Raw genomic sequence first — 25,793 nt, forward strand, 5'->3', positions numbered from 1 at the left:
ACATAGTGCAGAAAAAAATGAATAATGCGCCATCCGGAAGGGGCCTGGATATATAACAAAAAAATAATTTACTGGGTCTTGCTTATTAACCACACTTGAGGATACTGAAAACGACAGCCCAGTCATCACCCCAATCACCATCAGGGAATTCCCATCTTGGAAATTGAAGAGTGCTTTGTTGAAGCAGCCGGATTGCAGATCCATGTGGCTCGCAAACTGGATCGCAGCGAAAGGCCTCTGCTGTTGTTCAACGGCATTGGAGCAAATGTGGAGCTCCTGACCCCCCTGATGGAAGCACTGGAAGGCATTGAATGCATCAGTTTTGATATGCCTGGTATCGGGCTTTCGGAAGTGCCCCGTATGCCCCAGCGCTTCAAGGGCCTGGCCAAGATGTCAGCGGAAGTTCTGGATCACTTTGGTTACGGCAAGGTGGACGTGCTGGGTGTCTCCTGGGGTGGTGCCATGGCCCAGGAATTTGCCCACCGCTACCCCAAGCGCTGCCAGAACCTGATCCTGGCCGCCACCACCGCCGGCGCCATCATGGTGCCGGGCAAGCCTTCGGTGTTTATGAAGCTCTCCAACCCGAAACGCTACTTCGACAAGAACTACCTCAAGGATATCGCCCAGCACATTTACGGCGGTGAACTGCGCAACGACCCCCAGCTGATGAACGAGTACACCGACCGGGTACGCGCACCCAAGTCGCCACAGGGTTACCTCTACCAGCTCTACGCAGCGTCTTACTGGACCAGCATCCATTGGCTGCACAAACTGAAACAACAGACGCTTATTCTCGCCGGTACCGACGACCCTCTGGTGCCGATCGTGAACGCCCGGATCCTGCACAGCCGCATCCCCTTCAGCCAGTTGATCGAGATCGACTGCGGGCACCTGCTGCTGATGACCAAAATGAAAGAGGTGGCGCCGATGATTACCGACTTCCTCACCTATTCGAGCCCTGAAAAACTGCTGGAAGTTGTGCACTGATAACCAAGGAGTCAGGAAATGCTGCTGCCGACCATCATCTTTCTTGTCTTTGCGGTGTGGACCCTGTTCCACTGGCAGGAATTGCCGGAACTGCTGAAGAACGAAGCCATCGGTGTGGAATGGCCACTGAGCATTCATCACACTGCCACGCCGCTGCGGCTGCTCGTGATGAGCGGGCTCTATCTGGTGTTTGCCCTCAGCCTGTTCTACGTCTGTGTCTGCGGGGTACGCCTGGTGTGGGACAGCAAGTGGGCGGCGTGGCTGGTACTGGCGGTACTGATTGTTGCCCAGTTCGCACCTCTCAGCGCAACCCTGGCCAGCTATATACGCTACCTGTTCCAGCGCCACCTGTTCTTCCCGCCCCTGCCCTCCCATCAGGAGGACGCCATTATTGAAACCCTGATGTCCCAGGCGGAGCATGAGGGGGATCAACTGTCCGAGATCGAGCACCTGCACAAACTATTGAAACAGCAGTTTCGTTCCGGTCTCAGCGGGCCGAGCATCATGAGCCTGAGGGACGAGAAAGCACTGGTGCGCCGGGAGTTCACCCAGATGCGCAGCTCTGGTCTGTTTCAGTCACATAAGCTCAGCGACATCGAAAAGCAGCAGATCCGCTTCCACCTCTACTCCTGCTACCGCCTGCTGACCCGGGTAATTCTCTCCAAGCACTGGGCCGGTCGCGACCGCCGCAAGGTGTTCCGTGATCTGGGCTACAGCATTAATACCGGCGATGGCAGCTTCTACTCCAACTTCCGCCGCATGAAGTATTCGGTTAATCACTACGTCCTGCACCGCAAGCAACACTGACTCTTCCGGCGCCCCCGCACCTGCAGGGGCGCCGCCAGCCCCCTGTCCTGCCTCTACCTTTCGCCTCCCCTCTCCCACCACCCCTGCCGAGCTGATCCGATAATTTCCACAAATCCTATTGATAACGCTTCTGAGAATTATTATTATTAAGATGTTACTATAGGTTACGGTTTCTATCGAAAACCGACTTTTTGGGGACGGCCTGCATCAGCGGGCCCTATATAAGCAAGGTGTAATGCTATGGACGCAGTGGTGTTGTGGACGCTGAACGGTGGCCCTGTGGTGTGGATTCTTCTGGTCTGCTCAATGGTGGCCATCACCCTGGCCGCCGGCAAACTGATTCAACTCTACCTGTTGCTGAAAGTTCATCGCAGCAACGGCGAGCAGGCACTGGAATTCCTGCGTCAGGGCCAACAAAAGCAGGCCCTGTTGCTGACTAAAGGCAGCACCACTCCCCGCGCCGCCATCATCGCCCAGGTTCTGGGCCTGACCGCCTCCCCGCTGCCACAGCCACAACAGCGGGAAGAGGCCCTGCGTCTGGCGAGGCGTCACGCCCAACTGCTCACCAGCCACCTGCGCCCTCTCGAAGTCATTGCCACTATCGCCCCGCTGCTGGGTCTGTTCGGCACCGTGCTGGGCATGATCGAGGCCTTTCAGGCGATGGAGGCTGCCGGCACCCAGGTCAACCCTGCCGTGCTCTCCGGCGGCATCTGGCAGGCCTTGCTGACAACCGCCGTGGGTCTGGCGGTGGCCATTCCCACCTCCATGATCCACAGCTGGCTGGAGCGCCGCGCGGAGCTGGAAGTGGTGGCGGTACAGGATCACATGGAGGCCACTTTCACGGAAACCGAACGTGCCGGCAGCCCTGCTGCCGCTGCCGGTCAGGCGCTGTGACGGCGCTGCTGGCCGCTCGGCCACGCAAACCCATCAGCCTGACGGCGCTGATTGATGTGGTGTTTATCCTGCTGATGTTCTTCATGCTGACCTCCAGCTTTACCACCCGTCATGAAACCCGTTTGCACACCGCTACAGCCGCCGCCGGTGACAGCACGCCAGCTGAACCATTGCTGCTGGCGTTAAGTCCGGCCGGCGAGTGGCTGCGACTGCCCGGACTGGAGACTGCCGACAGCCAATGGCTGCAGGGCCAGCCCGGCGACAGCGCCATACTCGTCTACCCCCAGGCCGCGACCCAGGTACAGACCATCGTCAGCCAGATGCATGAACTGCAACAGATGGGCTTTGCCAAAGTCAATCTCGGCGACGCGCTGGAGCCCTGAGCTCCGATACACAGAACACCAACCTGCAGGCAGCGAACAGCCATGGACAACCTCTGGAGCAAAGTGAAACCCACCAGCGACGACAACCTGATCCCGCTGATCAACATTGTCTTCCTGCTGTTGATCTTTTTTATGGTGGCCGGCCAGATGCACCAGCAACTGGCCGCGGACCTGCAGCTGCCCCTCAATGACGCCGGCATCAAAAGCGAAGCCTCCGAGCTGCGGGTGGAGATGAACGCGCAACAACAGCTGTTCCTCAACAGTGCCGCGGTAACCGAGGCACAGCTCAGTGAAGCGCTGGCACAGCATGTGGACAGCGCCGACGTACGGGTATTCCTGCACCGCCAGCTCACCGCACAACAGATCCAGCCGCTGCTGACGCTGTTGCGCAGCCAGCAGATCACCAACGTTACCCTCGTCAGCGAGTCAGGTGGTTGATCATGCAACGTCGCTACTGGCTGATCGCCCTGTTGATTTCGCTGCTGTGCCACAGCCTGCTGCTGTGGGCTCTGGGTGCCCAACCCCAAACCATCGCCTCCGGCGCCGATGGAGATGGCGACGGTGGACTGGAAGTGGGACTGGGACTGGCGGGCTCCTACGTCGACAGTGTCGACAGCAAGAGCGATACCGATACTGCCGCCGCGGAGGAGACCCCGCCGCCCCCACGGGAACCGGAGCCGGTTATCAGGGCTCCGGCACCAAAGGAGCCAGCCCCCGAGCCGCTGAAGCGTGCCGAGCCAAAGCCCGTGCCCGTTGCCCCCAAGCCGGAACCCAGACAGGCCGAGGCACCAGCCAAAACAGCGGTGACCAGCGAATTCAGCAGCGCCGATGGCGTCCTGCAACAGCAGACAACGGCCGCTGCAGCAAAGCCGGAAACCGCACCGGCACCGCCGGCCCCCAGGCCTGCCGCCAGCATCTCCCAGCAACGCGCCTCCGGCACCACCAGTGACCAGCAACGCGGTGGCCGCAAGGGCAGCACCAAGGATTATTTCGCCCACCTGATGGCGTGGCTCAACAGCTATCGCAGCTATCCGAAAGAGGCGAAGAAACAGAAACAGGAAGGGGTCGTGCAACTGCAGTTCACCATGAACCGCGACGGCCAGGTACTGAATAAATCCATAAAAACAAGTAGCGGCTATCCACTTCTGGATCAGTCAGCACTGGACATGCTGGAACTGGCGCAACCGCTGCCACCGTTCCCGGAAAGCCTGAAGCGAGACAAGGTGACCTTGGTCATCCCGATTGAATATTCACTTATTACCAATAGAGAGTTTAGAGACTAGCCATGAAAACGGACAATACCATGCAACCCCTGCTCACACTGCGTAAACCGAAATTCAGCCCGTCTGCAGCCCTGGCTATCGGTCTGCCTTCCCTGCTGATGGCCACCCCGCTGCTGGCCCAGGACGACGAGCCGATTGTGCTCGACACCATGCAGATTGAAGAGCGCACGGTCGACACCAACCCCTACGCGGAACCCGGCGCGCCTTACAAGGCAAAAATTTCCGGTGATAGCCGCCACGTCAAACCGCTGGCAGAGACCCCGCAGACCATCACCGTACTGACCCAGACTGCGATTCAGGAATCCGGTGACACCGACCTGCGCGCCATCCTCGCCAACCAGCCAGGTATTACCCTGGGTACCGGTGAAAACGGCAACGCCTTCGGCGACCGCTACGTTATCCGCGGTCACGAAGCCCGCTCCGATGTATTCGTTGACGGCCTGCGCGATCCCGGCATGACCATCCGTGAAAGCTTCGCCGTTGAACAGGTGGAAATCACCAAGGGTCCAAGTTCCACCTTCGCCGGCCGCGGCTCCACCGGCGGTGCCGTTAACAGCATCACCAAGCAGGCCAGCACCGAATACAACTTCAACAAGGTACAGGGCGGCATCGGCACCGACGACTTCCGTCGCCTGACCCTGGACAGCAACGTCAGTGTGACCGATGACGCCGCCGTGCGCGTCAACCTGCTGCACGCCTATCAGGAAGTACCGGACCGCGAACCCGCTGATCGCGAACGTAACGGTGCCGCCGTGTCCGGCTCCCTGCAGGCTACCGACAAACTGAAACTGGTGGCCGACTACTATTACCTGAAAGCGGAAGACAAGCCCGACCTGGGTTCCTACATTGACCGCACCAGCGGCAAGCCGGTGAAGGATATTCCCGTCTATATGCAGGACGAGGATTTCCTGGAGTCGGAAGTAAACACCGCCACCTTCCGTGCCGAGTATGACTTCACCGACAACCTGCGCCTGATCAACGCCACCCGTTACGGCACCACCGACAACGGCTATGTAGCCACCGGTACCCGCGGTAGCACCAGCCTCAGTACCCACCAAGGCTGGCAGGAAGTAGAGTACTTCGCCAACATGACCAACCTCTTTTTTGACACTGAGATCGGCGGTCTGAAAAACCAGTTTGTGACGACTCTTGAGTACTCGAGCCATAAGGTTATCAACGGCGTCTACGACATAACCAACACAGGTACACCTAACTGCGGCACCAGCTACTGCTTCTCCGATGGCGCCGGCAACTATTACGATGACCTCAACGACCTGATGCAGCGCCAGATCTCCAAGGGTGTAAAGGATTCCGATTACAACATCGACACCTGGTCACTGGCCGTCATGGACACCATTGACCTGACCGATGCCTGGTCTGTCTTCCTCGGTGTGCGTGCCGATTACTTCGAATACGACAACAAGGTGGGCCGCCCTGGCAGCGTTACCGAATACAAGTACTCCGATACCCTCTGGAACGGTCATATCGGTACCGTCTACGACCTTACCGAGAACGGTAACGTGTACCTGACCTACAGTACTTCCTCCAACATCAACGGTGGTGAGTCCGATGTGGGTGGCAGCTGCGGCTACGGCGGTCTCTGTGGTGACCCGACCCAGGTGGGCGACAGCAAACCGGAACAGACCGAGAACATCGAACTGGGTACCAAGTGGAACATCCTCAATGAGAAACTGCTGCTGACCGCCGCCGTATTCCGGATCACCAAGGACGACGTCATGGAAAGTGTGGGTGACAGCTACGCCACCCTCGGCACCCTCAACACCGGTAAAAACCGCGTCGAAGGTTTTGAATTCTCCGTCGCCGGTAACATCACCGACAAACTCAGCGTACAGGCCGGTGCCGCCATCATGAACGCCGAAGTGCTTGAGTCCTTTAATAACGGCATCAATACCACGATACCAACTCGCGGCCCCAATGCCGGTATCCCGCAGCTCACCAGCGACGATGCCGGAAAAACCCTGGCAAACTTTGCTGACAAGAGTGCCTTTGTACAGGCTCGCTACCAGCTGACCGATGACTTCTCCTTTGGTGCCAACGCCACCTACTCCAGCGAAGTCTTCACCGGCCAGCCGGATACTGCAGCCAACGAAGATCTCGGCGTACCCAGCTACACTGTTTACGACCTGTTCGCCACTTATGAGTTCTCCCCGCAACTTAACGTGCGTCTGAACGTGGGCAATGTCACCGACAAGGACTATTACCTGACTGCTTACCGCAGCGGTGCCTTCACCTACATCGGTGACCGTCGTAACGCACAGCTGACCGTTTCCTACGAGTTCTGATGAACCCGGGCACAGGGACGTGCCAACTTGCATAACAGGGTCCCTGGCGACCCGGGCGCAGCCGGGCAGAGAAATCTGCCCGGCTTTGCTATGATCACTCCCTCTGACGAATGGGACCCAACCAGGCATAAACCATGAGCAACCTGTACCGCCCCAAGCTGACACAGCTGCCCCCGGACATGCTCACGCTGGCGGATTATGAACGCCGGGCACCGGAGTTTATGCCCCACCCGATATTCGAATACATCGACGGCGGCTGCGGTGACGACCTGACACGCAACAGCAACAGCAGCGCCTTCGATCGCTGGCAGATCCTGCCGCAGTCCTTGCAGAATTTTTCCCGGGCTACCACCGCCACCCGCTGGTTCGGGCAAGCGCTGCCACATCCCATTGCGCTGGCCCCGGTGGCCTATCAGAAACTGGTACACCCGCAGGGCGAACTGGCCAGTGCCCAGGCCGCCGACGCATTGGGTGCGCTCTACTGCACCAGCACACTCAGTTCCGTAACGCTGGAAGAGATTGCACCACAGGTACAGCAGCGTTGGTTCCAACTCTACTGGCAAGGCAATCGTGAACAGTCATTGCAACTGGTGCGCCGCGCCGAGGCCAGCGGCTATCAGGCCATTATGGTGACGGTGGACGTGCCGGTGAATGGTTTGCGCCAACGACCACAACGCGCCGGCTTTCAGTTACCTGCAGGTGTGCGCGCCGTGAATCTCGATACTATTGCTACACCCGGGGCACAAGCCCTGGATCCCGGCCAGAGTGTGATACTGCACGGCATTATGCCGGCCGCGCCCGACTGGGAAGATATTCGCTGGTTGCGGCAGCAGACAAAACTGCCGCTATTACTGAAAGGTGTACTCAACCCACAGGATGCAGCGCGGGCACGGGACATCGGCATAGACGGCTTGATTGTCTCCAACCACGGCGGTCGCTCACTGGACGGCGTCGCCTCGCCCATGCAGATGCTGGCCGCCATTCGCCAGCAGTGTGGTGAAGAGATGTTGCTGCTGGTGGACAGCGGTGTGCGTCGCGGCACCGATGTCTTCAAGGCATTGGCGCTGGGCGCCAACGGCGTGCTTATCGGACGACCGTTGATGTACGGCCTTGCCATTGCCGGGGCACTGGGTGTGGCGCACACACTCAAGCTGTTGCTGGAAGAGCTGGAGATGACCATGGCGCTGGCCGGTTGCCCGACACTCGAAGAAATCAGCGCGGAACGACTGATAAAAACTTTCTGACACGGGGAATATCCATGCTGTTACCGATTGAAAACCTGCTGAGCAAAGAGGAAGTGAAACAGATGCGCCTGCATCTGGACCAACACGGCTGGCTCGATGGCAGTGACACTGCAGGTGGCATTGCCCGCACGGTGAAATTCAATCAGCAGGCGGACGAGCAGCAGCCACAAATTCAGCAGCTGCAACAATTCCTGCTGCAGAAAATTTCCCGTCACCCCTTGTCTGTCAGCGCCGCCCTGCCGGAAAAAATCCATCCGCCCAAATTCAACCGCTACGCCGACGGCGGCAGCTACGGACTCCATGTGGACAGCGCCATCATGTACCTGGCCGGCGGTGAGAGCCTGCGCACCGACGTCTCGGCGACCATATTCCTGTGCGAGCCCGACAGCTACGACGGTGGCGAGCTGGTTATCGAAACCCAATACGGTGCCCAGAGCGTCAAGCTTAATGCCGGCGACATGATCGTTTATCCCTCCAGCAGCCTGCACGAAGTGCGACCGGTGACACGCGGCGCCCGGGTCTGCTCCTTTTTCTGGATACAGAGTCTGGTGCGCAGCGCGCAACAGCGGGAGCAACTGTTTGACCTGGACCAGGTGGTGCAGACCCTGACCGTTGAGCGTGGAGCGGATGACCAGCAGGTACGATCACTGAGCGCGCTTTACCACAACCTGATGCGCAACTGGGCGGCAAACTGAATCCCCTGACTATCGGGGAATTGGTCATCAGGGAATGGACTACCAGGGAATCGCCTTGCCCTGCCAATCGAGATAACTGAGTTCACCGTCCGCCTGCAGACCGGACATGATGCGATCCATCTGCGTGGCTACAAATTCCGGCGTAAACAGCTTGCCATGGGGTACGTTGCCCTGGAACGGGCGGGACAGTTGGGTATCGGTAGTGCCGGGATGAAATGCCAGTAACTTCACCCTTCGCGCGCGCCGGGAGTACTCCACTGCCGCTGTCTGCAGCAACATATTCAAAGCCGCCTTGCTGGCGCGATAGCTGTACCAGCCGCCGAGGCGATTGTCGCCAATACTGCCAACGCGGGCGCTGAGGGTGGCATAGACACAGTGGGGTGAATCCTTCAGCAGCGGCAGCAGTCGCGCCAACCACAACCCGGGCAGCAAGGTGTTCACCGCCATTGTGGACATCAGGCCGTGAGCGGTTAACTCCTCCAGCCGCTTCTCCGGCGCCAGCGCCTGGGCGTCGCTGTGCAGGACACCGCTGCAAACCACCACCCGCTGGATACGACCGCGAAAGTCTTCCAGCTGCGCAACCAGCTGCTCGATTTCGGTTTCATCACTGGCACCGTTATACCAGCTGAGTTGCGGGTGGTTAATGGACTGCGGCTGGCGGCTCACCCCCAGCACCTGCCAACCGCCATGCAGTAACCGCTCTGCCACCGCCCGGCCAATGCCACCGCCGGCCCCCACCACCAACGCGGTGTTGTTATTGCCGCTGTTCACCAGCCACCTCCAGGTTTACCGGCACCCGGGTTACAACGGTTGCTATCGCAGATTCGCGCACGACCGGTGAGCCAGAGGGAGAGGGTATAGCGATGGCGGGCAAAGGCTCTATAGCAGATGTCCGCAAGCGGCCGGATGAAGGGCCAGCGCAGCCAGTTGTAGCGCTTCACCCCCACCAGTGACCAGGCCCGCGCCGTCACATCCAGCCCAAACCACCAACGGCCTTTTTCGTCGACCGCATGCAGTACCTGCAGGGCACGCCAGAGATCCAGTTGCGGGTAGCGCTGCTGCAAGCCGGGCTGAAATATGTCTTCCAGCTGCAAACGCTGGTGGTGGTCGTGGCGACGGAGGGACTCCATCTCGGCCACGCACAGGGGGCAGCGGCCATCATAAAACAGCGTCAGTGCCATAGGTGTGTTCCCTCCTCAGTCACGACGATTCGTGCTCTGCATCAGGGTACGCCGGTGACGGGATGAGGGTTCAATGACAAGAAAAATGCGGTGCCAGTTTTTTGCGCAGGGAGCTTCAATACCCGAACCGACGGGCTGGGCTTCAGAGCCCCATGGCCTGGCGCACCAGCCGGTTCTTCAGTGGCCCGAGACGATTGACCTGGCGCATACCGGCGTTGCGCAGCCAGCGCACTCCGAGGTTATCGGCACCAAACAGGCGCTGGAAGCCCTCCATCAACCCCATCATGCTGAGGTTGTGGGACTTGCGCGACCGCTGGTAGCGGTTGAGTACCGAGGGATCGCTGAGGGGGACACCACGCTCACAGGCGCGCAATATCTCATCACGCATGGCACAGACATCGAGGAAACCCAGGTTTACGCCCTGACCTGCCAACGGGTGAATGGTGTGGGCTGCGTCGCCCATCAAGGCGATGCCACGCTGTACATAATCAACCGCGTGACGCTGACGCAGCGGGAAGCAGAAGCGACGGTCCACCTGAGTGATCGCACCCAGCTTCATTTCGAATGCCTCTCCCAGCTGCGCCGCAAACGCCTCGTCGTCCAGCGCCATTAACGACTCCACACAGTCATCATTGAGGGACCAGACGATGGAGCAGTGGTGGCTGTCCACCCCTTCCGCGGTGGCAGTCTGCATGGGCAGGAATGCCAGCGGACCACTGGCGAGGAAACGCTGCCAGGCGGTGTCGTCGTGGGAGCGCTCTGTGCGCACGGTGGTGACAATGGCCTGCTGTCCGTAGCTCCATTCCCGCGTCGCCATATTGGCCAGCTGGCGCACTCGGGAGTTGGCACCGTCCGCGGCCAACAGCAACGACGATGTGAGCACGCGACCGTCCGCCAGCAACACCTGCGGCTGTCCATTCTCCTCATCCCGCAACAGGGTTTCCACCCGTGCCGGTTGCAGCAACTCAATTTGTGGCAGCGCCCGCAGGCAACCCAGCAGGGCGCGGGTGACCACGCTGTTCTCGACGATGTGGCCGAGGTTAGCCTGCTGCACCTCGGCGGCGTGGAAGTCGATGCTGCCGGTGCCCTCAGCATCCCACACCACCATATGGCGATAGGGACAGGCACGCTCGGCCTCAATCAATGACCAGGCACCGACGCTGTCCAACAGGTCCCGGGAGGCGTGGGTCAGGGCCACAACCCTTGGATCAAAATCGGTACCACTGAACTGTGCCGGGTCCGCGCCCGCCTCCACCACGGCGATGCGCAAATCGGCACCACGGGGATCCGCGGCCAGGGCACAGGCGATGGCGCTGCCCACCATGCCGGCGCCGACAACAACGATGTCATAGGTGAGGGTCTGGCGTTCAGTAGTCATGATAGTGGTCGCGGGAAATAGTGGTGGTTAACGTAAAGGCAGTTGTACAAATTTACCCGCCGAGCCCATGGTCTGGCGGGTAAACCAGTCTTTAGCCGGGGGCAGCAGTTCCAGCCCCAGCAACCCAAGCCCCCGCAGTGCCGCCGGCGGCAGGCGATTGCTGGAGAACCATTTGCTGAGCTGGTCACTGACAAACACGGTGGTGTCCTGGTCATGCTGCTGCCTCTGCAGGTAACGCTGCAACAACTTCAGGCTGCCGGGCGATTCGTCAGCCGCTGCCTGCATCAGGGTTTCCACCAGCACCGCCGCATCCCGCAGCGCCAGGTTAAAGCCCTGTCCCGCCACCGGGTGCATAAAGTGAGCGGCGTTGCCCAACACCACAATGGAAGAGCGCACCTGCTCCGCCGCCAGCATCAGCGCCAGCGGATAGGCGTCGCGCTTGCCGACGGAGACAAACCGCCCCAGCCGATGACCAAACCTGTCCTGCAGGCGCGCCAGGAACTGCTCGTCAGGCAGGCTCAATATCTCGTCGGCCTGCGCCGCCGGCTGGGTCCAGACCAGTGCTGCGCTGCGGCAGTCACTGTCACCCGCCAGAGGCAACAGCGCCATGGGACCCTCATCGGTAAAACGCTCATAGGCCACATGGTGGTGGGAGCGATCCAGGCCGACGTTGGCAATGATGGCGGTCTGGTCATACTCCTGCACCCGGCACTCGATGCCCAGTGCCTGCCGCAATGGCGAGTCGGCACCATCGGCAATCACCGCCAGCGCCGTTGTCAGCGTGTAGGGCTCGCCGTCGCGCGGCGCAACCAGCAGTTCGGCACCACCGGCTACCGGCCGCAACCGGGTCACTGACGCCGGCGCAATCAATTCGATATTGGCACACTGTTGCAGGTGACTGAGCAGCACACGACCGATCCAGGCATTGGGGATCACGTAACCCAGCGCTTCTGCACCCACCTCCCGACGATCAATCAGGGTGCCGCCGATATGGCCGCGATCGGAGACGTGTACCTGCTCAATCACCGTGGCGTAACGCTGCAGCTGGGGCCACACGCCGGCCTGTTGCAGCAGGTAGACACTGCCCTGGGCGATGGCGGTGGAGCGATCGTCGTAGCTGGGTTGGTAGACCGGCTCGCCGGCCGCGGGCATAGGAAAACTTTCCACCAGCGCAATGCGCCTCTGTGGCAGTGCCACCGCCAGCAACACTGCCAGCGAGGCGCCCACCATACCGCCGCCAATAATGACGATATCCCGCTCACTCATATCTATCTATATGCCTTATATAACCTGACTGACGGCATCAGGCCGCACCAGCCATCAGTGCTTCAATCTCATCCACACTCTTGGGTACCGCGCCGGTGAGGATTTCATAGCCCTCTTTGGTGATCAGCACATCGTCTTCAATGCGAATACCGATGCCCCGCCACTTGGCCTCCACAGAGGCGTTATCCGGGGATACGTAGATACCCGGCTCCACGGTCATCACCATACCCGGCTCCAGTACCCGCCACTCACCGCCGACACGGTAGTCGCCTACATCGTGCACATCCAGTCCCAGCCAGTGGCCGATGCGGTGCATGTAAAACTCTTTATAGGCCTCGTCGGCAATCAGCTGCTCCAGCTCACCGCGCAGCAAGCCCAGCTCCAGCAGCCCTTCGGTAATGCAACGCACCGATGCCTCGTGGGGCTCGTTCCAGTGACGGCCCGGGGCAATCACCGCCAGCGCCGCTTCCTGGGCCCGCAGGGTCAATTCATAGAGCGCCTTTTGCTCGTCGCTGAAACGACCGTTGATCGGAAAGGTACGGGTAATGTCTGCCGCGTAACCGTCCAGTTCGCATCCGGCGTCAATCAGTACCAGGTCGCCGTCACGCAGTGCATCGCTGTTCTCCACATAGTGCAGGATGCAGCCATTGGCACCGCCACCCACAATGGTGTTGTAGGCGGGGAAACGGGCACCATTAAAAGAGAACTCATGGTGGATCTCCGCTTCCAGCTGATATTCATACAAGCCCGGCTTACAGATTTTCATGGCCCGGGCATGGGCCGCGGCCGAGATGTCACCGGCGCGTTGCATCAAGCGGATTTCAGCAGCACTTTTATACAGGCGCATGTCGTGCAGCAGGTGATCCAGATCAAGAAACTCGCCGGGGGGAATAGCGCCGGTACGCACTCTGGCGCGGATGGCGTTGATCCATACCATCACCTGATGGTCAAAGTCCTGGTCCTTGCCCATGGCGTAGTAGACCCGCTCACGCCCCTCAATCAGGCCCGGCAAAATATCGTCGATGTCGTCGATGGGAAAAGCATCGTCGGCACCGAACTTGTCACAGGCCCCCTCGGGACCCGCGCGATAGCCGTTCCAGATCTCCTTGTCACGATCGCGCTCGCGGCAAAAAAGCACGTACTCACCGTGTTCGCGACCGGGCAGCAACACCAGTACCGCTTCCGGCTCATTGAATCCGGTCAGGTAGAGGAAGTCGCTATCCTGGCGAAAGTTGTATTCCGTGTCCCGGGAGCGGGTCTTCTCTGCCGCCGACGGCAGGATGGCGATACTGTTGGGTTCCATCATCGCCATCAGCTGTTTGCGACGACGGGTGAATTCCTGCTTGGTGATAGTCATGCCGATCCTCAACAGCCGCCCGTCCCGGGCGGCAAAACGTCAATGCAATAGCGGTTGTTCACTGTCGCCGGCGGGCTTGTTGCCAAACTCCATATAGAGTGTCAGCACCGCCATGCGCACATACTCTTCAATCTGCACCAGATGGCCTTCGGCTTCGTCCTCATCCTCGTCGGTACCGTCACCGATCTGGGCGATGGCCGCCAGGTCACGCAGGCAATCGGCGGACTCTTCGGAGAATTTGGTCCCCTCCGCCAGGCCGGCGCTGCCAAAGCCGGTGAGAAAACCGTGGCACCATTCACCCAGCGCCTGGCTGCGCCGCTCCAGGTCAGCATCGTCATCGGGCAGCAGCAGCTGGAAACCCAGCTGGTCATCCTGCAGCTGCGCCAGGGTTACCGGATAGAGACGCGCCATGGCGGCCTGTCCCCGGCCTTCCGCATCGCCGACGACACCCTCCTCTTCACTGGTAATAATGTCCATAAAGATCAGGGCCTGTTGCAGCCACTCATCGGCGGGCAGGCGCTGCCCGCCACTCAGTTTGCCGCACAGCATGCCGTGCAGTTCGGCGGGGCTGTTCAGTGCGCCCAGTGGAATCAACAGGTGGTTCATCTCCTCGAAGGAGATCAGGGGTTCAACGTTACTCATAAGGCTCCCTTCGCTTAACGCCAACATGCTAGCAGAAATGGCTTTCCGGGTCGTCAGAAGCCGGGTTGGGGGGAACTTTTCCGGACCCGCCGAAGTCACTCACTGGCATTCTGCAGACTGCATCTGTAAACGGGTGGCGGCTGGTTGACCCCTTTGATAGGGCGCAATATAGTAGCCCGAAACCCGACCACAGGCCTGTCACATGACCGATCAGCTCCTCGCAGCCTTCGAAAGCAAACTGGATCGCTTGATCGGTGCCTGTGATCAGCTCAATCGAGAGAATGACGAACTGCGTCAGCAACTGGCCCGGGCGCGCGCCAAAGAGGATGAGTGGCTCGGTGAGCGCAAGCGTCTGATTGAAAAGAATGAGCTGGCAAAAAATCGGGTCGAGGCGATGATCTCGCGACTGAAGAGCCTCGAAGAGCACAATTGATGCAACCGCTTGCGGTTGAAGGAACTCCCCATGAGCAGCGAAACAGTATTTGTGAAAATCCTCGACAAGGATTATCAGGTGGCATGCCCCGCCGGTGAGAAATACGCGCTGACTGAAGCTGCCCGCAACCTCGATGAGCGCATGCGCGCAATCCGCAACCACGGCAGCGTGATTGGCCTGGAGCGTATCGCCGTCATGGCGGCACTCAACCTGAGTCACGAACTGCTGCTGGCCAGCGGCCGGGGTGGCGCCCCCAACATCAGTGACAGTGCGCTGACCCGGCTGAACGAAAAGCTGGAACAGGCCCTCAACAAACTCAGCTGATTTCCCTTTCCGGCCCGCCGATTTGCTTCTGCGGGTGTTGGCCGGCATCCCGTTGCGCTATAATGGTGCCCACCCTGAGGTGTTTGCCAGTCAACAAGTCCTCGAGCCGATAATCTATACCCCGGGGGTAGCTAGTCAGTACCCGTGTGCAGGTCCGGTCTACGGAAAGCCTTAGGTACTGCAGAGACCCCCACCTTGAACCTTACGGTTCAAGGCCAAGTTGACAGCGGCACCCTCGGGGCTCCTATTACCCCCCCTCGCCCCGCACCCGTTCTGCAGCCAGCGATGGAATCAGTGTTTATGGATGAGAAGCGCACACAATTGCGCCAGACCCTGCGCAGCCGTCGCCGCGCCCTGTCAGCAGAGCAACAGCAACACGCTTCCCGCCGCGTCTGCCAACACCTGCTCTCCATGCCTCTACTGCACGACAGCCACCACATAGCCCTCTACCTGCCCAATGACGGTGAGATAGACCCAACCCCCCTGCTGCAGGAACTGTGGCACCGGGGCAAGTTCAGCTACCTGCCGGTTCTGACCCCCGGCCAGCGACTGAAGTTTGTGCGCTATACCCCCGACACCCCCATGATCACCAATCGCTACGGCATTGACGAACCCCACCCGGACTACGATCAACACCTCGAGCCCGAGCAGCTGCAACTGGTGCTGATGCCACTGGTGGGGTTTGACAGCAATTGCGGACGACTGGGGATGGGGGGCGGTTTTTACGACCGTACTTTCGCCTTCAGGATTGCCGAACCCGGCAGGGGGCCGGCGCTGGTGGGACTGGCGCACGAGTGCCAGCGAGTGGAGCAGCTGCCCCTGGAGAGCTGGGATGTACCGCTGCAGGCGGTGGTCACCGACCGGGAGCTGATTGCCAATCCGGCGCTGCCGGCTGATGGCCTATTCTGAGTGCCTGGCACAGCGACGATCCGGTGACCGCCGCTGGTGACAACGCTGCTTACAGCGCTGCCAGAATGGTCTCGGCGCTGCTCTTCTCTATCGCACCGCTGTCATCCACATTGAGCAGTTCCACCACGCCATCGTTCACCACCATGGCGTAGCGCTTGCTGCGCTGGCCCAGGCCGAAACCGCTGCCGTCCATGGTCAGCCCCAGCGCCTGTGCCAGTTCACCATTACCGTCGGCCAGCATGGTGATGTGTTCGGCGTTCTGGGCAGTACCCCAGGCGCTCATCACAAAGGCGTCATTGACGGAGGTACAGATCACCTCATCGATACCCTTGGCCTTGATGTCGTCCACATGCACCACATAGCCTGGCAGGTGGGCGCGGGAACAGCCGGGGGTAAAGGCGCCGGGCACAGCAAACAGCACTACCCGCTTGCCCGCCAGCAGCTCGCTGGTGGACACAGCTTGCGGGCCTTCAGCGCCCATGATTTTCAGGCTAACGTCCGGAATGCGATCGCCAACAGTGATTGTCATAACAGTATCCTTATAATTCGCGTCAGATTGACTGATTGTGGTTGTTGTCGCGGCAGTCTGCGGCAAACCCCGATCCAGCTCAAGCGTTAAACCCGGCCACTACCCATGCATCGGCGGACGCAGATGAGTACACTGTGGCCGCCTGACAACACGTCAGACACGCCACTACCCATACCAGAGAAACCCCATGCCCCTGCCCGCTAACCGGCCACTGCTGCTGGCCCTGCCACTGCTGGCCTTCGCCCCGTCCGGCCTGGCCGCTGACTGCAATACCATCGCCGATGACCAGCTGCGCCTGGAATGCTACGACGCCCTGTTCGGCCGGCCACTGGTGCTTGAGGAGAGTCCTGTAGAGGCGGCAGAAGCGGAGGAGCTGGTGGCAGCACTGGAATCAGAGCAGGAATCCGAAGTCAAAAAGCACCTGCAAAGGGAGGACCTGCTGTTCGGCCACAAGTTTGCCATCCTGCCCCACGATAAAACCTACATCCTGCCCTACACCTATATGAAAAGTCCCAACCAGCGCTCCTACCGGGGATTGGCCCTGGGACCGGACCAGGACGAGCCGCTGGATAACGAAGAGGTGAAGTTCCAGATCAGCCTCAAGATACCGCTGGTCGAGGACTTCCTGCTGCAGGACTCTACCCTCTGGTTTGGCTACACCCAGCTCTCCCTGTGGCAGATGTACAATACCGACGCTTCCGCCCCGTTCCGCGAGACCAACTATTCACCGGAAGTGGCCTGGAGCATCCCCACCGGCCTGTCGGTTCTGGGTGCCGATGTGGAGCTGTTTAACCTGGGCTTCGTGCACCAGTCCAATGGCCGCGGCGAACCCCTGTCCCGCAGCTGGAACCGTATCTACGCCGAATTTGTGCTGGCCCGCAACCGCTGGGCCTTCTCCCTCAAACCCTGGTACCGGATACCGGAAGATGCCGACGACGATGACAACCCGGATATCGAGGATTACCTGGGTTACGCCGACCTGAAAGCGGCGTATAAGTGGAATGACGACTGGATGCTCTCCGCCACCTTCCGCAACAACATGCAGAGTGAGGAGAACCGCAACTCCGTCACCCTGGGCCTCAGCTTTCCCCTGCCGGGTCGCCTCAACGGCTACCTCGAATACGTCAACGGCTACGGCGAAACGCTGATCGACTACAACCACCGCACCCAGCGTATTGGCATTGGCGTCATTCTCACTGACTGGTATTGAGGCAATGGCTATGAGTACCCGGCAACAGGTTATCGAGCAACTGCAACTGCAGCCCCATGTGGAGGGCGGCTACTTCCGCCGTACCTATGAGTCAGAGATATCAGTGTCCACGGAACAGGGGCCAAGACCGGCGCTGACCAGCATCTATTATCTGCTCACCCGCGAACAGCCGCTTGGACGCTGGCACTGCAACCGCTCCGATATCCTGCACTTCTGGCACCTCGGCGGACCGCTGCGCTACCACCTGCTGCACCCGGATGGCCAGCTGCAAACCGTGGACCTGGGCCCGGACCTGGGCGCCGGCCAGCAGTTGCAGATGCTGGTACCCGGCGGCGTCTGGAAGGCAACGGAACTGGCCGGAGGAGACTTCGGCCTACTCAGTGAAGCGGTCTCGCCCGGTTTTGACTTTGCCGATATGACCCTGGGCGAGCGTGAACCGCTGCTGCAACAGTTTCCCCAACATCTCACCCTGCTCGAGCGCTTCACGCCGGCCCCCTGACCTGGCCAGCCCCGTTGACGGGCGCCGGCCACCACACCTATACTGGATATAAATACAGTATAGGTGTGGATATATGAATATCGCCGAAACCTTGCCGACCGCCATCCAGACCCAGCTCACCCTGCCCCTCTACCTGCACAGCGCCCAGGCCGGTTTTGACAGCCCAGCCGACGAGGATGAGCCGGGGGTGGACCTCAATGACCTGCTGGTGCGCCGCGCCGCCACCACCTTTTGCGCGCGGGTGCGGGGCGAACTGATGCGCGATGACGGCCTGTTTGACGGCGATCTGCTGATTGTGGACCGCAGCCTCTACCCCGCCCATGGCGACATCGTGGTAGCCGCGCTGGACGGCGAGCTGCTGTGCCGCCGGCTGGACCTGCGCAACAGTCGCCTGCTGGCCGCCGACAGCAGCGCCGAGCCGCTGTCACTGCACGACAGCGCCGACCTGCGTATCGAAGGGGTGGTTACCGGCAGCGTGCGGCAGCACCGCTGACGCTCCCGGCCCGCAATCCGCGCCAAACCCGTCACTTCAGACCCATGCAGTTGGCGTAGTAACTGGTGGTGGCAGGCCAGTCGGAAAAGACACCGATCACACCCACCTGCTGCGCCAGCACATCCAGCACCTTAAAAGTATCGCCGTCGTTGTCGATCACCTCGGCCACCGACTGGTGATACCAGCCACCCCCATTGGCCAGGGGCCCATCCCGCTCCAGGGTCCAGGTGATGATTTTTAACCCCGCCTGCTGCGCCGCTTCGGCGTAGAGAGAAGGCACAATCTCGCCCTGCGGACTCACCGCCAGCAACATCCAGATGGGTGGGGCGATGATTTCCACACCCTCCTGCACCAGCTCCGCCATAGACGGCGACCAGGTGGCGGGGTTGTTGTAATCAAAGCCGGGATCGTCGTAGCGACCATCCAGATAGACTGCCTGCTGGCCAAAGCGCGACTCCTGCGCGATCCAGTAACGCACATCGTCCAGGTTGAACGATTGCGGGAAGACATCACGGGGATGCACGCCCATCGACTTGTACTCGTCGATCATCTGCCGGGCGTAATCCTGCTGGGTATAGTCACCCTCATAGGGCATATCGACGCTGGCGCTCTTCAGCTCCGGCGTCATCTTCACGCCCAGCTGTTTGAACAAGGCAATGCTCTCCCTGTGAGTCATCAGCGTGCCGTTATCCGCATAGAGGTCGGTGCGCCAGTCCGGGGTACCCTGCATAAACGCTTCCACGGTTGTGGCGCCCGGATCGTAAGCATCCATCTTGCCCTTCAGGGTTTTGAACTCTTCCAGGGTGATATCGCTGGTACAGCAGCGAGCCTGCGCCGGGTAAACCAGATTACCCTCAGCGTCATACACCGCCGGCGTAAAGCCCTGGGAGCACTTGGCCGCCAGCGGCGTGGCCAGGATGTTGGTGGTGGTGTGCAGGTCACACTGGGAGTGGCGACACACCAGCTCACGGTCTTTGGTAAAGGTGACGTCACACTCAATGATGCCGGCGCCCATTTTCGCCGCCGCTTCATAGGACTCCCGCGTATGCTCCGGGAACTGCATGGCGGCACCGCGATGGCCTATGGAGAAGTCGGTTTTACGGAATTCACCTGTACCCGGGGCCCCGGTGTGGGCATGCCGATTTTCGCAGGCTGCCAGCTTCTCCTGCAACGGTGCGCTGTCCATATTGTGCAGCAGATAGAAAGGCCGGGGGCCCAACTGCACACTGGCGTCGGGCTTCTGACCATGCCACTGCGATCCCTGCCCCGGGGTGTTGTCGCGCCCGGCCTGGACACAGGCAGCCGTCAATAAAGTCACCGCGAACGCCATCGCGGCCAGAAATCGTGCTGATAAACTGCAACGCATTTTGCCAACCTCCTGTCGGGAAATTTCCGTAAATTAAGGTGATCCCAATGCTGGTATGGCTCTGTGACAAATCCACGATGGATTTGTAATGCTTTTATAAACTATTTTTGAAAAGGCGATTGGAGCACCTGCTGCAGACACAGCCCGGCCGCGGCTCTCCTGCTCTGATCCCCGGCACTGATCCCCGCAATTAATGATGTCGCACAAAAAAGCCCGCGAGTGCGGGCTCTTCAGAATCCGGTAACTGCCAATATCAGCCAATGGCAATAATATTGGGGTCGTCGTTGGGCTTGATGGACTCATCGCGGTTCTGCACCGCGCCGGCGATCTGACGGATCGGACCGCGCAGCATCTCTTTCACCTCATCACTGGCATCAATGCGCTCCAGCGCCTTTTCGAAGCACATCACCCATTGGTCGCGCTCTTCCGGACCGATGGGATAGCCGGCGTGGGGGTCGGTAAGACAGACAGTACCGTGCTTGGAGTGATAGACGGGGGGGCCGCCCATCCAACCGGTCAGGTAGTCGGTCAGCTTGCCTTTGATATCACCCAGGTCTTTGCCGTGCATGTCGCGGATCCGTCGCGCCTCGGGCAGCTCATCCATCACATCGTAGAAGGCGTGGGCCAACTGTTTGATGCCCTCTGCGCCCAGCAGCTGGTAGGGGGTTTTGAATTCGGACATGACATCTCTCTCTTTATCATCAGGGGTGCTCCCGGTGGAGCCTGCCAACGGGGCCAGAGTAGCCCCGCCCGCCGTGGAGGCTGTTGATGCAGCGCAATCGCTACGCCATCACCTGGCACCCGGGCCGTTACAAGAGGGCAATTTTGTCACATTCACCGCCGCCTTCCTACGCCGGAACCAGGGTAACCCCTCCATCTATATCAATATATTTTGATATAGATAGGCATCGCTGCTACACTGCGATCCATGTTACAGCCCCGAACTGCCCCGCTCCCGACCGGGCAACCCTTTGCCAGCAGCGACCTGGCGGCCCTGCTAAAGGCCGCTGGCGATCCCTTGCGACTGGAGATTTTACGCCTGCTGGCGCGGGATTCCTTTGGCGTTATGGAGCTGAGCCGGATTTTTGACATCAAGCAGTCGGGCATGAGCCACCACCTGAAGGTACTGTCCAATGCGGGGCTGGTGGCCAGCCGCCGCGAGGGCAACTCGATCTTCTACCGCCGCGCGCTGCCCGCCACCGACTCCCCTGCCTGCGCCCTGCTCACCAGCCTGTTTGCCACGGTCGACCAGGCGCCTCTGGATGAGAGCTACCAGCAGCAGCTCAAAGGGGTACAGCAGGAACGAGCCCAGGCGTCGCAGGCGTTCTTCAGCGATAACGCCACCAAGTTCCGAGCCCAGCAGGACCTGATTGCCAGCCATCAGGTCTACGCCGAAGCAGTGGCAGAACTGCTGGCCAACACGCCGCTGGCCGCACGCCGCACGGCTCTGGAGATCGGGCCCGGCGAGGGGGAGTTCCTGCAGGTGCTGAGCAGCGCCTTCAGCGAGGTGATAGCCCTGGACAACGCCGCCTCCATGCTGGACAAGGCCCGTGTCATGGCGGTGACCCAGGGGCTGGGTAATATCGAATTCGTGCACGGTGATACCGCCGACGCCGTCGAGCGCGGACTGCAGGCCGACTGCGTGGTGATCAACATGGTGCTGCACCACGTACCGTCACCGGCACACATATTCGACCATGTGCGCCAATTGTTGCGCGCCGGCGGTGCCCTGCTGGTGTCGGAGCTCTGCCACCACCAGCAACAGTGGGCGCGGGAAGCCTGCGGCGACCAGTGGCTGGGCTTTGAGCCGGAGGATCTCTCCCACTGGGCGGCCCAGGCCGGGCTCACTCCGGGGCAGAGCCAGTACATCGCCCTGCGTAATGGTTTTCAAATTCAGGTTCGTCAGTTTTTTCTGTCGCCGACGCGGCAGGTTTAAGAGGAGACATGCATGTCTGAGTATTCCGTATTTACCTCCGAGTCGGTCTCTGAGGGTCACCCCGATAAAATGGCAGATCAGATCTCTGACGCCGTGCTGGACGCCATTATCGCCCGCGACAAACACGCCCGGGTAGCGGTCGAGACACTGGTCAAAACCGGTATGGCGATTGTGGCCGGTGAGGTGACCACCTCCTGCTACGTCGACCTGGAAGACATTATCCGCGACGTGATCACCGGTATTGGCTACGACAGCTCCGATGTGGGTTACGACGGTGCCACCTGTGCCGTGCTCAACGCCATCGGCAAACAGTCTGTGGACATCAACCAGGGTGTGGACCGCGCCAGGCCGGAAGACCAGGGTGCCGGCGACCAAGGCCTGATGTTCGGTTACGCCACCAATGAAACCGACAGCCTTATGCCGGCGCCGGTCTACTACTCCCACCGTCTGGTGGAGCGTCAGGCCCAGCTGCGCAAAGAGGGCGTACTGCCATGGCTGCGTCCGGACGCCAAGAGCCAGGTCACCATGCGCTACGAAAACGGCAAACCGGTGGCCATCGATGCCGTTGTGCTCTCTACCCAGCACAACCCGGACATCAGCCAGGAAGACCTGCGCATTGCGGTGATGGAGAACATTGTCCAGCACGTGTTGCCCGCCGAGCTGCTGCACGAGGGTACCCTCTTCCACATCAACCCCACCGGCAACTTTGTTATCGGCGGCCCCGTGGGTGATGCCGGCGTTACCGGTCGCAAGATTATCGTCGATACCTACGGCGGCATGGCACGCCACGGTGGCGGCGCTTTCTCCGGCAAGGATCCTTCCAAGGTGGATCGCTCTGCCGCTTACGCCGGTCGCTATGTGGCCAAGAACGTGGTTGCTGCCGGTCTCGCCGACCGCTGCGAGATTCAGGTTTCCTACGCCATCGGTGTGGCCGAGCCTACCTCCATCTCCGTCAACACCTTTGGTACCGGCAAGGTGAGCGACGAGCAACTGGTAGCGGCCATCCGTGAAGTATTTGACCTGCGTCCCTACGGCATCACCAAGGCGCTGGACCTGCTGCACCCCATGTACCAGCTCACCGCGGCCTACGGTCACTTCGGCCGCGAGCCGTTTGAAGCCACCTACCGCTGGAAAGAGAACGGCGAAGAGAAGTCCGAAACCTTCACCGCCTTTACCTGGGAGAAGACCGACAAGGTCGACGCGCTGAAGGCCGTATTGGGCCTTTAAGCAAGCCAGTAACGGGCCTGCAAAAGACGGCCCCCAAGCAGACAACACACCGGCAGGCGCTATGGCTCCTGCCTGGCAATGAATTTCAAGAGACACGACTATGAGTTACAACATCAACGGTTTTTCCGACTTTAAAGTCGCCGCCACCTCCCTCGAACAGTTCCAGCGCGACGCCAACTGGGGGCGCAAGGAAATTGACATCGCCGAAGGTGAAATGCCGGCGCTGATGGCACTGCGTCGCAAGTACAGCGACTCCAGGCCACTGGAAGGCGCCCGCATCATGGGCTGTATCCACATGACCATCCAGACCGCCGTGCTGATCGAAACCCTGGTGGAACTGGGCGCGGAAGTGCGCTGGTCTTCGTGCAACATCTTCTCCACCCAGGATCACGCCGCTGCAGCCATTGCGGCCGCCGGTATTCCGGTCTTCGCCTGGAAAGGCGAAACCGAGGAGGAGTTCTGGTGGTGTATCGAACAGACTATCCTGGCGCAGAAAGATGGCAGCGAAGCGTGGGATGCCAACATGATTCTGGATGACGGCGGTGACCTGACCCAGTTGGTACACGAAAAGTACCCGCAACTGCTGGAGCAGATCCACGGCATCAGTGAGGAGACCACCACCGGCGTGCACCGTCTGCAGGACATGCTGAAAAAAGGCGAGCTGAAGGTACCGGCGATCAACGTCAACGACTCCGTCACCAAGTCCAAGAACGACAACAAGTACGGCTGCCGTCACTCACTCAACGACGCCATCAAGCGCGGCACCGACCACCTGCTGTCCGGTAAAAAAGCACTGGTCATCGGTTACGGCGATGTGGGTAAAGGCTCTGCCGCTTCCCTGCGCCAGGAAGGCATGATTGTGAAGATTACCGAGATCGATCCCATCTGTGCCATGCAGGCCTGTATGGACGGCTTCGAAGTGGTATCGCCCTACAACAACGGCATCAACACCGGCAAGGTGGAAGATATTAACATCGCCGTGCTGAGCACCACCGACCTGGTAGTCACCACCACCGGTAACATCAACGTGTGTGATTCCGCGATGTTGCAGACGCTGAAGAACGGCGCCGTCGTATGCAACATCGGTCACTTCGACAACGAGATCGACACCGCCTTCATGCGCAAGAACTACGAATGGGATGAAGTGAAGCCACAGGTGCACAAGGTCTACCGTGACCGCGCCAGCAACGATCACCTGATCCTGCTCTCCGAAGGTCGCCTGGTTAACCTGGGCAACGCCACCGGTCACCCGTCACGCATCATGGACGGCTCCTTTGCCAACCAGGTACTGGCCCAGATCTATCTGTACGAGCGCAAGTTCGCCAACCTGATGGAAGAGGAAAAGTCTGCGGAAGTGTACGTCAAGGTCCTGCCAAAGAAGCTGGATGAGGAAGTGGCCAAGGACATGGTGGAAGGTTTCGGCGGTGTGATTACCCGCATGACCCCGGCCCAGGCAGATTACATTGGCGTGCACGCCGAAGGTCCTTACAAGCCCGAGAGCTACAAGTATTAATCAGTAACTGCAGGCGCCGGTGCTCAGCCGCGCGCCGCAGTGTGTGACTGACAGCGAGTGAAAGACAGAGAGAAACGTCATGAGCAGCACCGACAACCTGCGCCTCAGCTTTGAGTTCTTCCCGCCCAAGAGCGATGAAGGCAGAACCAAATTGCTGGCGGTGCGCGATGAACTGCAAAAACTGCAACCGGAATTCTTTTCCGTTACCTACGGTGCCGGCGGTTCCACCCGCGACAACACCAAAGGCATCGTCAAAACCTTCAAACAGGATGGCATTGCCGTCGCCCCCCACCTCTCCTTTGGTGGTGATGACGAAGCCACCATGAAAGCCCTGATCCAGGAATACATCGACGCCGGTGTAGACCGCATCGTGGCCCTGCGCGGTGACATGCCCTCCGGTATGGGTGGCGCTTACCAGATGGTGTACGCCAATCAGCTGGTGGCGTTTATCCGTGAACATTTTGGCGATCAACTGCAGCTGGAAGTGGCGGCCTATCCGGAGATCCACCCGGAAGCCACCAGCTACGACAGCGACGTGGGTTTCCTGAAAGCGAAGTTCGACGCCGGCGCCAACAGCGCGCTGACCCAGTACTTCTACAGCCCCGATGCGTACTTCTATTTTATCGACCAGTGCGACAAGGCCGGTATCGACAAGCCCATCTACCCGGGTATCATGCCGATCCTCAACTACAGGAACCTGATTCGCTTCAGCGATAACTGCGGTGCCGATATTCCACGCTGGATCCGCAAGCGCCTGGAAGCCTTTGGCGATGACCAGGAGAGCGTAAAAGCCTTCGGTCTGGACCTGGTGAGTGAGCTGTGTGAGACCCTGCTGGATAACGGCGCACCGGGCCTGCACTTCTACACCATGAACCAGGTAGAGCCCACCGCCACTATCGTCAAGAATCTCGGCCTCACTGACTGAGCGTTGGCA

At 60.0% G+C, this 25,793-nt stretch carries 28 protein-coding genes and 1 other RNA gene; 20 read left to right on the top strand and 9 right to left on the bottom strand.

What is annotated here, in order from left to right; genetic code table 11:
* Positions 1–156: 156 nt before the first annotated feature.
* The 9 genes from phaZ (at position 157) to GSF27_RS09690 (ending at position 8,596) form a co-directional block, all read left to right on the top strand.
* A complete protein-coding gene (gene phaZ / locus GSF27_RS09650) occupies positions 157–987 on the top strand; it encodes a poly(3-hydroxyalkanoate) depolymerase (RefSeq protein ID WP_160968342.1) in 831 nt (276 codons plus the stop codon).
* Positions 988–1,005: 18 nt separating this feature from the next.
* Positions 1,006–1,794, top strand: a complete 789-nt coding sequence (locus GSF27_RS09655) for a hypothetical protein (protein WP_160968344.1) — start codon at positions 1,006–1,008, stop codon at positions 1,792–1,794.
* 240 nt (positions 1,795–2,034) lie between these two features.
* Entirely contained in the window at positions 2,035–2,688 is a 654-nt protein-coding gene (locus GSF27_RS09660) for a MotA/TolQ/ExbB proton channel family protein (RefSeq protein ID WP_160968346.1), read from the top strand.
* Positions 2,685–3,071 (top strand): biopolymer transporter ExbD, encoded by a 387-nt coding sequence (locus tag GSF27_RS09665; RefSeq protein WP_160968348.1) that lies wholly within the window; start codon positions 2,685–2,687, stop codon positions 3,069–3,071. The genes GSF27_RS09660 and GSF27_RS09665 overlap by 4 nt, the downstream gene beginning before the upstream one ends.
* A gap of 42 nt (positions 3,072–3,113) precedes the next feature.
* Positions 3,114–3,509: a biopolymer transporter ExbD gene (locus tag GSF27_RS09670; protein WP_160968350.1), complete on the top strand. Its 396-nt coding sequence runs from the start codon at positions 3,114–3,116 to the stop codon at positions 3,507–3,509.
* A 2-nt stretch (positions 3,510–3,511) separates the two neighbouring features.
* Positions 3,512–4,354, top strand: a complete 843-nt coding sequence (locus GSF27_RS09675; protein WP_160968352.1) for an energy transducer TonB — start codon at positions 3,512–3,514, stop codon at positions 4,352–4,354.
* A 2-nt stretch (positions 4,355–4,356) separates the two neighbouring features.
* Positions 4,357–6,657: a TonB-dependent siderophore receptor gene (locus GSF27_RS09680; protein ID WP_160968354.1), complete on the top strand. Its 2,301-nt coding sequence runs from the start codon at positions 4,357–4,359 to the stop codon at positions 6,655–6,657.
* 134 nt (positions 6,658–6,791) lie between these two features.
* Positions 6,792–7,901, top strand: coding sequence for an alpha-hydroxy acid oxidase (locus tag GSF27_RS09685; protein ID WP_160968356.1), 1,110 nt, complete (start codon positions 6,792–6,794; stop codon positions 7,899–7,901).
* A gap of 14 nt (positions 7,902–7,915) precedes the next feature.
* Positions 7,916–8,596, top strand: a complete 681-nt coding sequence (locus GSF27_RS09690) for a Fe2+-dependent dioxygenase (RefSeq protein WP_160968358.1) — start codon at positions 7,916–7,918, stop codon at positions 8,594–8,596.
* Between the two features lie 39 nt (positions 8,597–8,635).
* Here GSF27_RS09690 and GSF27_RS09695 read toward each other — a convergent pair whose 3' ends face one another.
* The 6 genes from GSF27_RS09695 to GSF27_RS09715 form a co-directional block, all read right to left on the bottom strand.
* Positions 8,636–9,367 (bottom strand): SDR family NAD(P)-dependent oxidoreductase, encoded by a 732-nt coding sequence (locus GSF27_RS09695; RefSeq protein WP_160968360.1) that lies wholly within the window; start codon positions 9,365–9,367, stop codon positions 8,636–8,638.
* Entirely contained in the window at positions 9,364–9,777 is a 414-nt protein-coding gene (locus GSF27_RS09700; protein ID WP_160968362.1) for a thiol-disulfide oxidoreductase DCC family protein, read from the bottom strand. The genes GSF27_RS09695 and GSF27_RS09700 overlap by 4 nt, the downstream gene beginning before the upstream one ends.
* 142 nt (positions 9,778–9,919) lie before the next feature.
* Positions 9,920–11,155, bottom strand: coding sequence for a UbiH/UbiF/VisC/COQ6 family ubiquinone biosynthesis hydroxylase (locus GSF27_RS17880; RefSeq protein ID WP_237457471.1), 1,236 nt, complete (start codon positions 11,153–11,155; stop codon positions 9,920–9,922).
* A gap of 27 nt (positions 11,156–11,182) precedes the next feature.
* Positions 11,183–12,421, bottom strand: a complete 1,239-nt coding sequence (ubiH, locus tag GSF27_RS17885) for a 2-octaprenyl-6-methoxyphenyl hydroxylase (protein ID WP_237457472.1) — start codon at positions 12,419–12,421, stop codon at positions 11,183–11,185.
* Positions 12,422–12,458: 37 nt separating this feature from the next.
* Positions 12,459–13,778: a Xaa-Pro aminopeptidase gene (gene pepP, locus GSF27_RS09710; protein ID WP_160968364.1), complete on the bottom strand. Its 1,320-nt coding sequence runs from the start codon at positions 13,776–13,778 to the stop codon at positions 12,459–12,461.
* 39 nt (positions 13,779–13,817) lie between these two features.
* Complete coding sequence (locus tag GSF27_RS09715; RefSeq protein WP_160968366.1) at positions 13,818–14,420, bottom strand: UPF0149 family protein; 603 nt, start codon at positions 14,418–14,420, stop codon at positions 13,818–13,820.
* A gap of 202 nt (positions 14,421–14,622) precedes the next feature.
* Here GSF27_RS09715 and GSF27_RS09720 point away from each other — a divergent pair, with 202 nt between their 5' ends.
* From GSF27_RS09720 to GSF27_RS09735, 4 genes are all read left to right on the top strand, one after another.
* Positions 14,623–14,853: a TIGR02449 family protein gene (locus GSF27_RS09720; protein ID WP_160968368.1), complete on the top strand. Its 231-nt coding sequence runs from the start codon at positions 14,623–14,625 to the stop codon at positions 14,851–14,853.
* A 30-nt stretch (positions 14,854–14,883) separates the two neighbouring features.
* Entirely contained in the window at positions 14,884–15,177 is a 294-nt protein-coding gene (locus GSF27_RS09725; RefSeq protein ID WP_160968370.1) for a cell division protein ZapA, read from the top strand.
* Positions 15,178–15,245: 68 nt separating this feature from the next.
* Positions 15,246–15,423: non-coding RNA, 6S RNA (gene ssrS / locus GSF27_RS09730), on the top strand.
* A 39-nt stretch (positions 15,424–15,462) separates the two neighbouring features.
* Positions 15,463–16,086, top strand: a complete 624-nt coding sequence (locus GSF27_RS09735) for a 5-formyltetrahydrofolate cyclo-ligase (RefSeq protein WP_202410373.1) — start codon at positions 15,463–15,465, stop codon at positions 16,084–16,086.
* 49 nt (positions 16,087–16,135) lie between these two features.
* On the opposite strand, the gene GSF27_RS09740 is transcribed toward GSF27_RS09735, so the two are convergent.
* Positions 16,136–16,615 carry a peroxiredoxin gene (locus GSF27_RS09740; protein ID WP_160968372.1) on the bottom strand — a complete coding sequence of 160 codons (480 nt, stop codon included), beginning with the start codon at positions 16,613–16,615 and terminating at the stop codon, positions 16,136–16,138.
* Between the two features lie 187 nt (positions 16,616–16,802).
* On the opposite strand from GSF27_RS09740, the gene GSF27_RS09745 reads away from it, so the two are divergent.
* The 3 genes from GSF27_RS09745 (at position 16,803) to GSF27_RS09755 (ending at position 18,817) form a co-directional block, all read left to right on the top strand.
* Positions 16,803–17,825 (top strand): phospholipase A, encoded by a 1,023-nt coding sequence (locus tag GSF27_RS09745; RefSeq protein WP_160968374.1) that lies wholly within the window; start codon positions 16,803–16,805, stop codon positions 17,823–17,825.
* 10 nt (positions 17,826–17,835) lie between these two features.
* Positions 17,836–18,324, top strand: a complete 489-nt coding sequence (locus GSF27_RS09750) for a cupin domain-containing protein (RefSeq protein ID WP_160968376.1) — start codon at positions 17,836–17,838, stop codon at positions 18,322–18,324.
* A 73-nt stretch (positions 18,325–18,397) separates the two neighbouring features.
* Complete coding sequence (locus GSF27_RS09755; RefSeq protein ID WP_160968379.1) at positions 18,398–18,817, top strand: LexA family transcriptional regulator; 420 nt, start codon at positions 18,398–18,400, stop codon at positions 18,815–18,817.
* A 31-nt stretch (positions 18,818–18,848) separates the two neighbouring features.
* Here GSF27_RS09755 and GSF27_RS09760 read toward each other — a convergent pair whose 3' ends face one another.
* Together GSF27_RS09760 and GSF27_RS09765 are read right to left on the bottom strand one after the other, a co-directional pair.
* Positions 18,849–20,183 carry a glycerophosphodiester phosphodiesterase family protein gene (locus GSF27_RS09760; RefSeq protein ID WP_160968382.1) on the bottom strand — a complete coding sequence of 445 codons (1,335 nt, stop codon included), beginning with the start codon at positions 20,181–20,183 and terminating at the stop codon, positions 18,849–18,851.
* 253 nt (positions 20,184–20,436) lie between these two features.
* A complete protein-coding gene (locus GSF27_RS09765) occupies positions 20,437–20,865 on the bottom strand; it encodes a group II truncated hemoglobin (RefSeq protein WP_160968384.1) in 429 nt (142 codons plus the stop codon).
* 246 nt (positions 20,866–21,111) lie between these two features.
* On the opposite strand from GSF27_RS09765, the gene GSF27_RS09770 reads away from it, so the two are divergent.
* The 4 genes from GSF27_RS09770 to metF all read left to right on the top strand — a co-directional run bounded on the left by GSF27_RS09770 (position 21,112) and on the right by metF (position 25,784).
* Positions 21,112–22,119, top strand: a complete 1,008-nt coding sequence (locus tag GSF27_RS09770; protein WP_160968386.1) for a metalloregulator ArsR/SmtB family transcription factor — start codon at positions 21,112–21,114, stop codon at positions 22,117–22,119.
* 12 nt (positions 22,120–22,131) lie between these two features.
* Positions 22,132–23,346: a methionine adenosyltransferase gene (gene metK, locus GSF27_RS09775; protein WP_160968388.1), complete on the top strand. Its 1,215-nt coding sequence runs from the start codon at positions 22,132–22,134 to the stop codon at positions 23,344–23,346.
* Positions 23,347–23,446: 100 nt separating this feature from the next.
* Positions 23,447–24,859: an adenosylhomocysteinase gene (gene ahcY / locus GSF27_RS09780; protein ID WP_160968390.1), complete on the top strand. Its 1,413-nt coding sequence runs from the start codon at positions 23,447–23,449 to the stop codon at positions 24,857–24,859.
* 79 nt (positions 24,860–24,938) lie between these two features.
* The gene (gene metF / locus GSF27_RS09785; protein WP_160968392.1) at positions 24,939–25,784 is read left to right on the top strand and encodes a methylenetetrahydrofolate reductase [NAD(P)H]; all 846 of its coding nucleotides are present in this window, start codon (positions 24,939–24,941) and stop codon (positions 25,782–25,784) included.
* The last annotated feature ends 9 nt before the right edge of the window (positions 25,785–25,793 follow it).

This window comes from Pseudomaricurvus sp. HS19, from assembly GCF_009857815.1.
Classification (GTDB): Bacteria; Pseudomonadota; Gammaproteobacteria; order Pseudomonadales; family Cellvibrionaceae; genus Pseudomaricurvus.

Bases quoted from the DNA above. Each gene is read 5' to 3' on its own strand.
- GSF27_RS09655 (WP_160968344.1), top strand. From the start codon at position 1,006: ATGCTGCTGCCGACCATCATCTTTCTTGTCTTTGCGGTGTGGACCCTG.
- GSF27_RS09660 (WP_160968346.1), top strand. From the start codon at position 2,035: ATGGACGCAGTGGTGTTGTGGACGCTGAACGGTGGCCCTGTGGTGTGG.
- GSF27_RS09670 (WP_160968350.1), top strand. From the start codon at position 3,114: ATGGACAACCTCTGGAGCAAAGTGAAACCCACCAGCGACGACAACCTG.
- GSF27_RS09675 (WP_160968352.1), top strand. From the start codon at position 3,512: ATGCAACGTCGCTACTGGCTGATCGCCCTGTTGATTTCGCTGCTGTGC.
- GSF27_RS09680 (WP_160968354.1), top strand. From the start codon at position 4,357: ATGAAAACGGACAATACCATGCAACCCCTGCTCACACTGCGTAAACCG.
- GSF27_RS09685 (WP_160968356.1), top strand. From the start codon at position 6,792: ATGAGCAACCTGTACCGCCCCAAGCTGACACAGCTGCCCCCGGACATG.
- GSF27_RS09690 (WP_160968358.1), top strand. From the start codon at position 7,916: ATGCTGTTACCGATTGAAAACCTGCTGAGCAAAGAGGAAGTGAAACAG.
- GSF27_RS09700 (WP_160968362.1), bottom strand. From the start codon at position 9,777: ATGGCACTGACGCTGTTTTATGATGGCCGCTGCCCCCTGTGCGTGGCC.
- GSF27_RS17880 (WP_237457471.1), bottom strand. From the start codon at position 11,155: ATGACTACTGAACGCCAGACCCTCACCTATGACATCGTTGTTGTCGGC.
- ubiH (WP_237457472.1), bottom strand. From the start codon at position 12,421: ATGAGTGAGCGGGATATCGTCATTATTGGCGGCGGTATGGTGGGCGCC.
- pepP (WP_160968364.1), bottom strand. From the start codon at position 13,778: ATGACTATCACCAAGCAGGAATTCACCCGTCGTCGCAAACAGCTGATG.
- GSF27_RS09715 (WP_160968366.1), bottom strand. From the start codon at position 14,420: ATGAGTAACGTTGAACCCCTGATCTCCTTCGAGGAGATGAACCACCTG.
- GSF27_RS09720 (WP_160968368.1), top strand. From the start codon at position 14,623: ATGACCGATCAGCTCCTCGCAGCCTTCGAAAGCAAACTGGATCGCTTG.
- GSF27_RS09725 (WP_160968370.1), top strand. From the start codon at position 14,884: ATGAGCAGCGAAACAGTATTTGTGAAAATCCTCGACAAGGATTATCAG.
- GSF27_RS09735 (WP_202410373.1), top strand. From the start codon at position 15,463: ATGGAATCAGTGTTTATGGATGAGAAGCGCACACAATTGCGCCAGACC.
- GSF27_RS09740 (WP_160968372.1), bottom strand. From the start codon at position 16,615: ATGACAATCACTGTTGGCGATCGCATTCCGGACGTTAGCCTGAAAATC.
- GSF27_RS09745 (WP_160968374.1), top strand. From the start codon at position 16,803: ATGCCCCTGCCCGCTAACCGGCCACTGCTGCTGGCCCTGCCACTGCTG.
- GSF27_RS09750 (WP_160968376.1), top strand. From the start codon at position 17,836: ATGAGTACCCGGCAACAGGTTATCGAGCAACTGCAACTGCAGCCCCAT.
- GSF27_RS09755 (WP_160968379.1), top strand. From the start codon at position 18,398: ATGAATATCGCCGAAACCTTGCCGACCGCCATCCAGACCCAGCTCACC.
- GSF27_RS09760 (WP_160968382.1), bottom strand. From the start codon at position 20,183: ATGCGTTGCAGTTTATCAGCACGATTTCTGGCCGCGATGGCGTTCGCG.
- GSF27_RS09765 (WP_160968384.1), bottom strand. From the start codon at position 20,865: ATGTCCGAATTCAAAACCCCCTACCAGCTGCTGGGCGCAGAGGGCATC.
- GSF27_RS09770 (WP_160968386.1), top strand. From the start codon at position 21,112: ATGTTACAGCCCCGAACTGCCCCGCTCCCGACCGGGCAACCCTTTGCC.
- metK (WP_160968388.1), top strand. From the start codon at position 22,132: ATGTCTGAGTATTCCGTATTTACCTCCGAGTCGGTCTCTGAGGGTCAC.
- ahcY (WP_160968390.1), top strand. From the start codon at position 23,447: ATGAGTTACAACATCAACGGTTTTTCCGACTTTAAAGTCGCCGCCACC.
- metF (WP_160968392.1), top strand. From the start codon at position 24,939: ATGAGCAGCACCGACAACCTGCGCCTCAGCTTTGAGTTCTTCCCGCCC.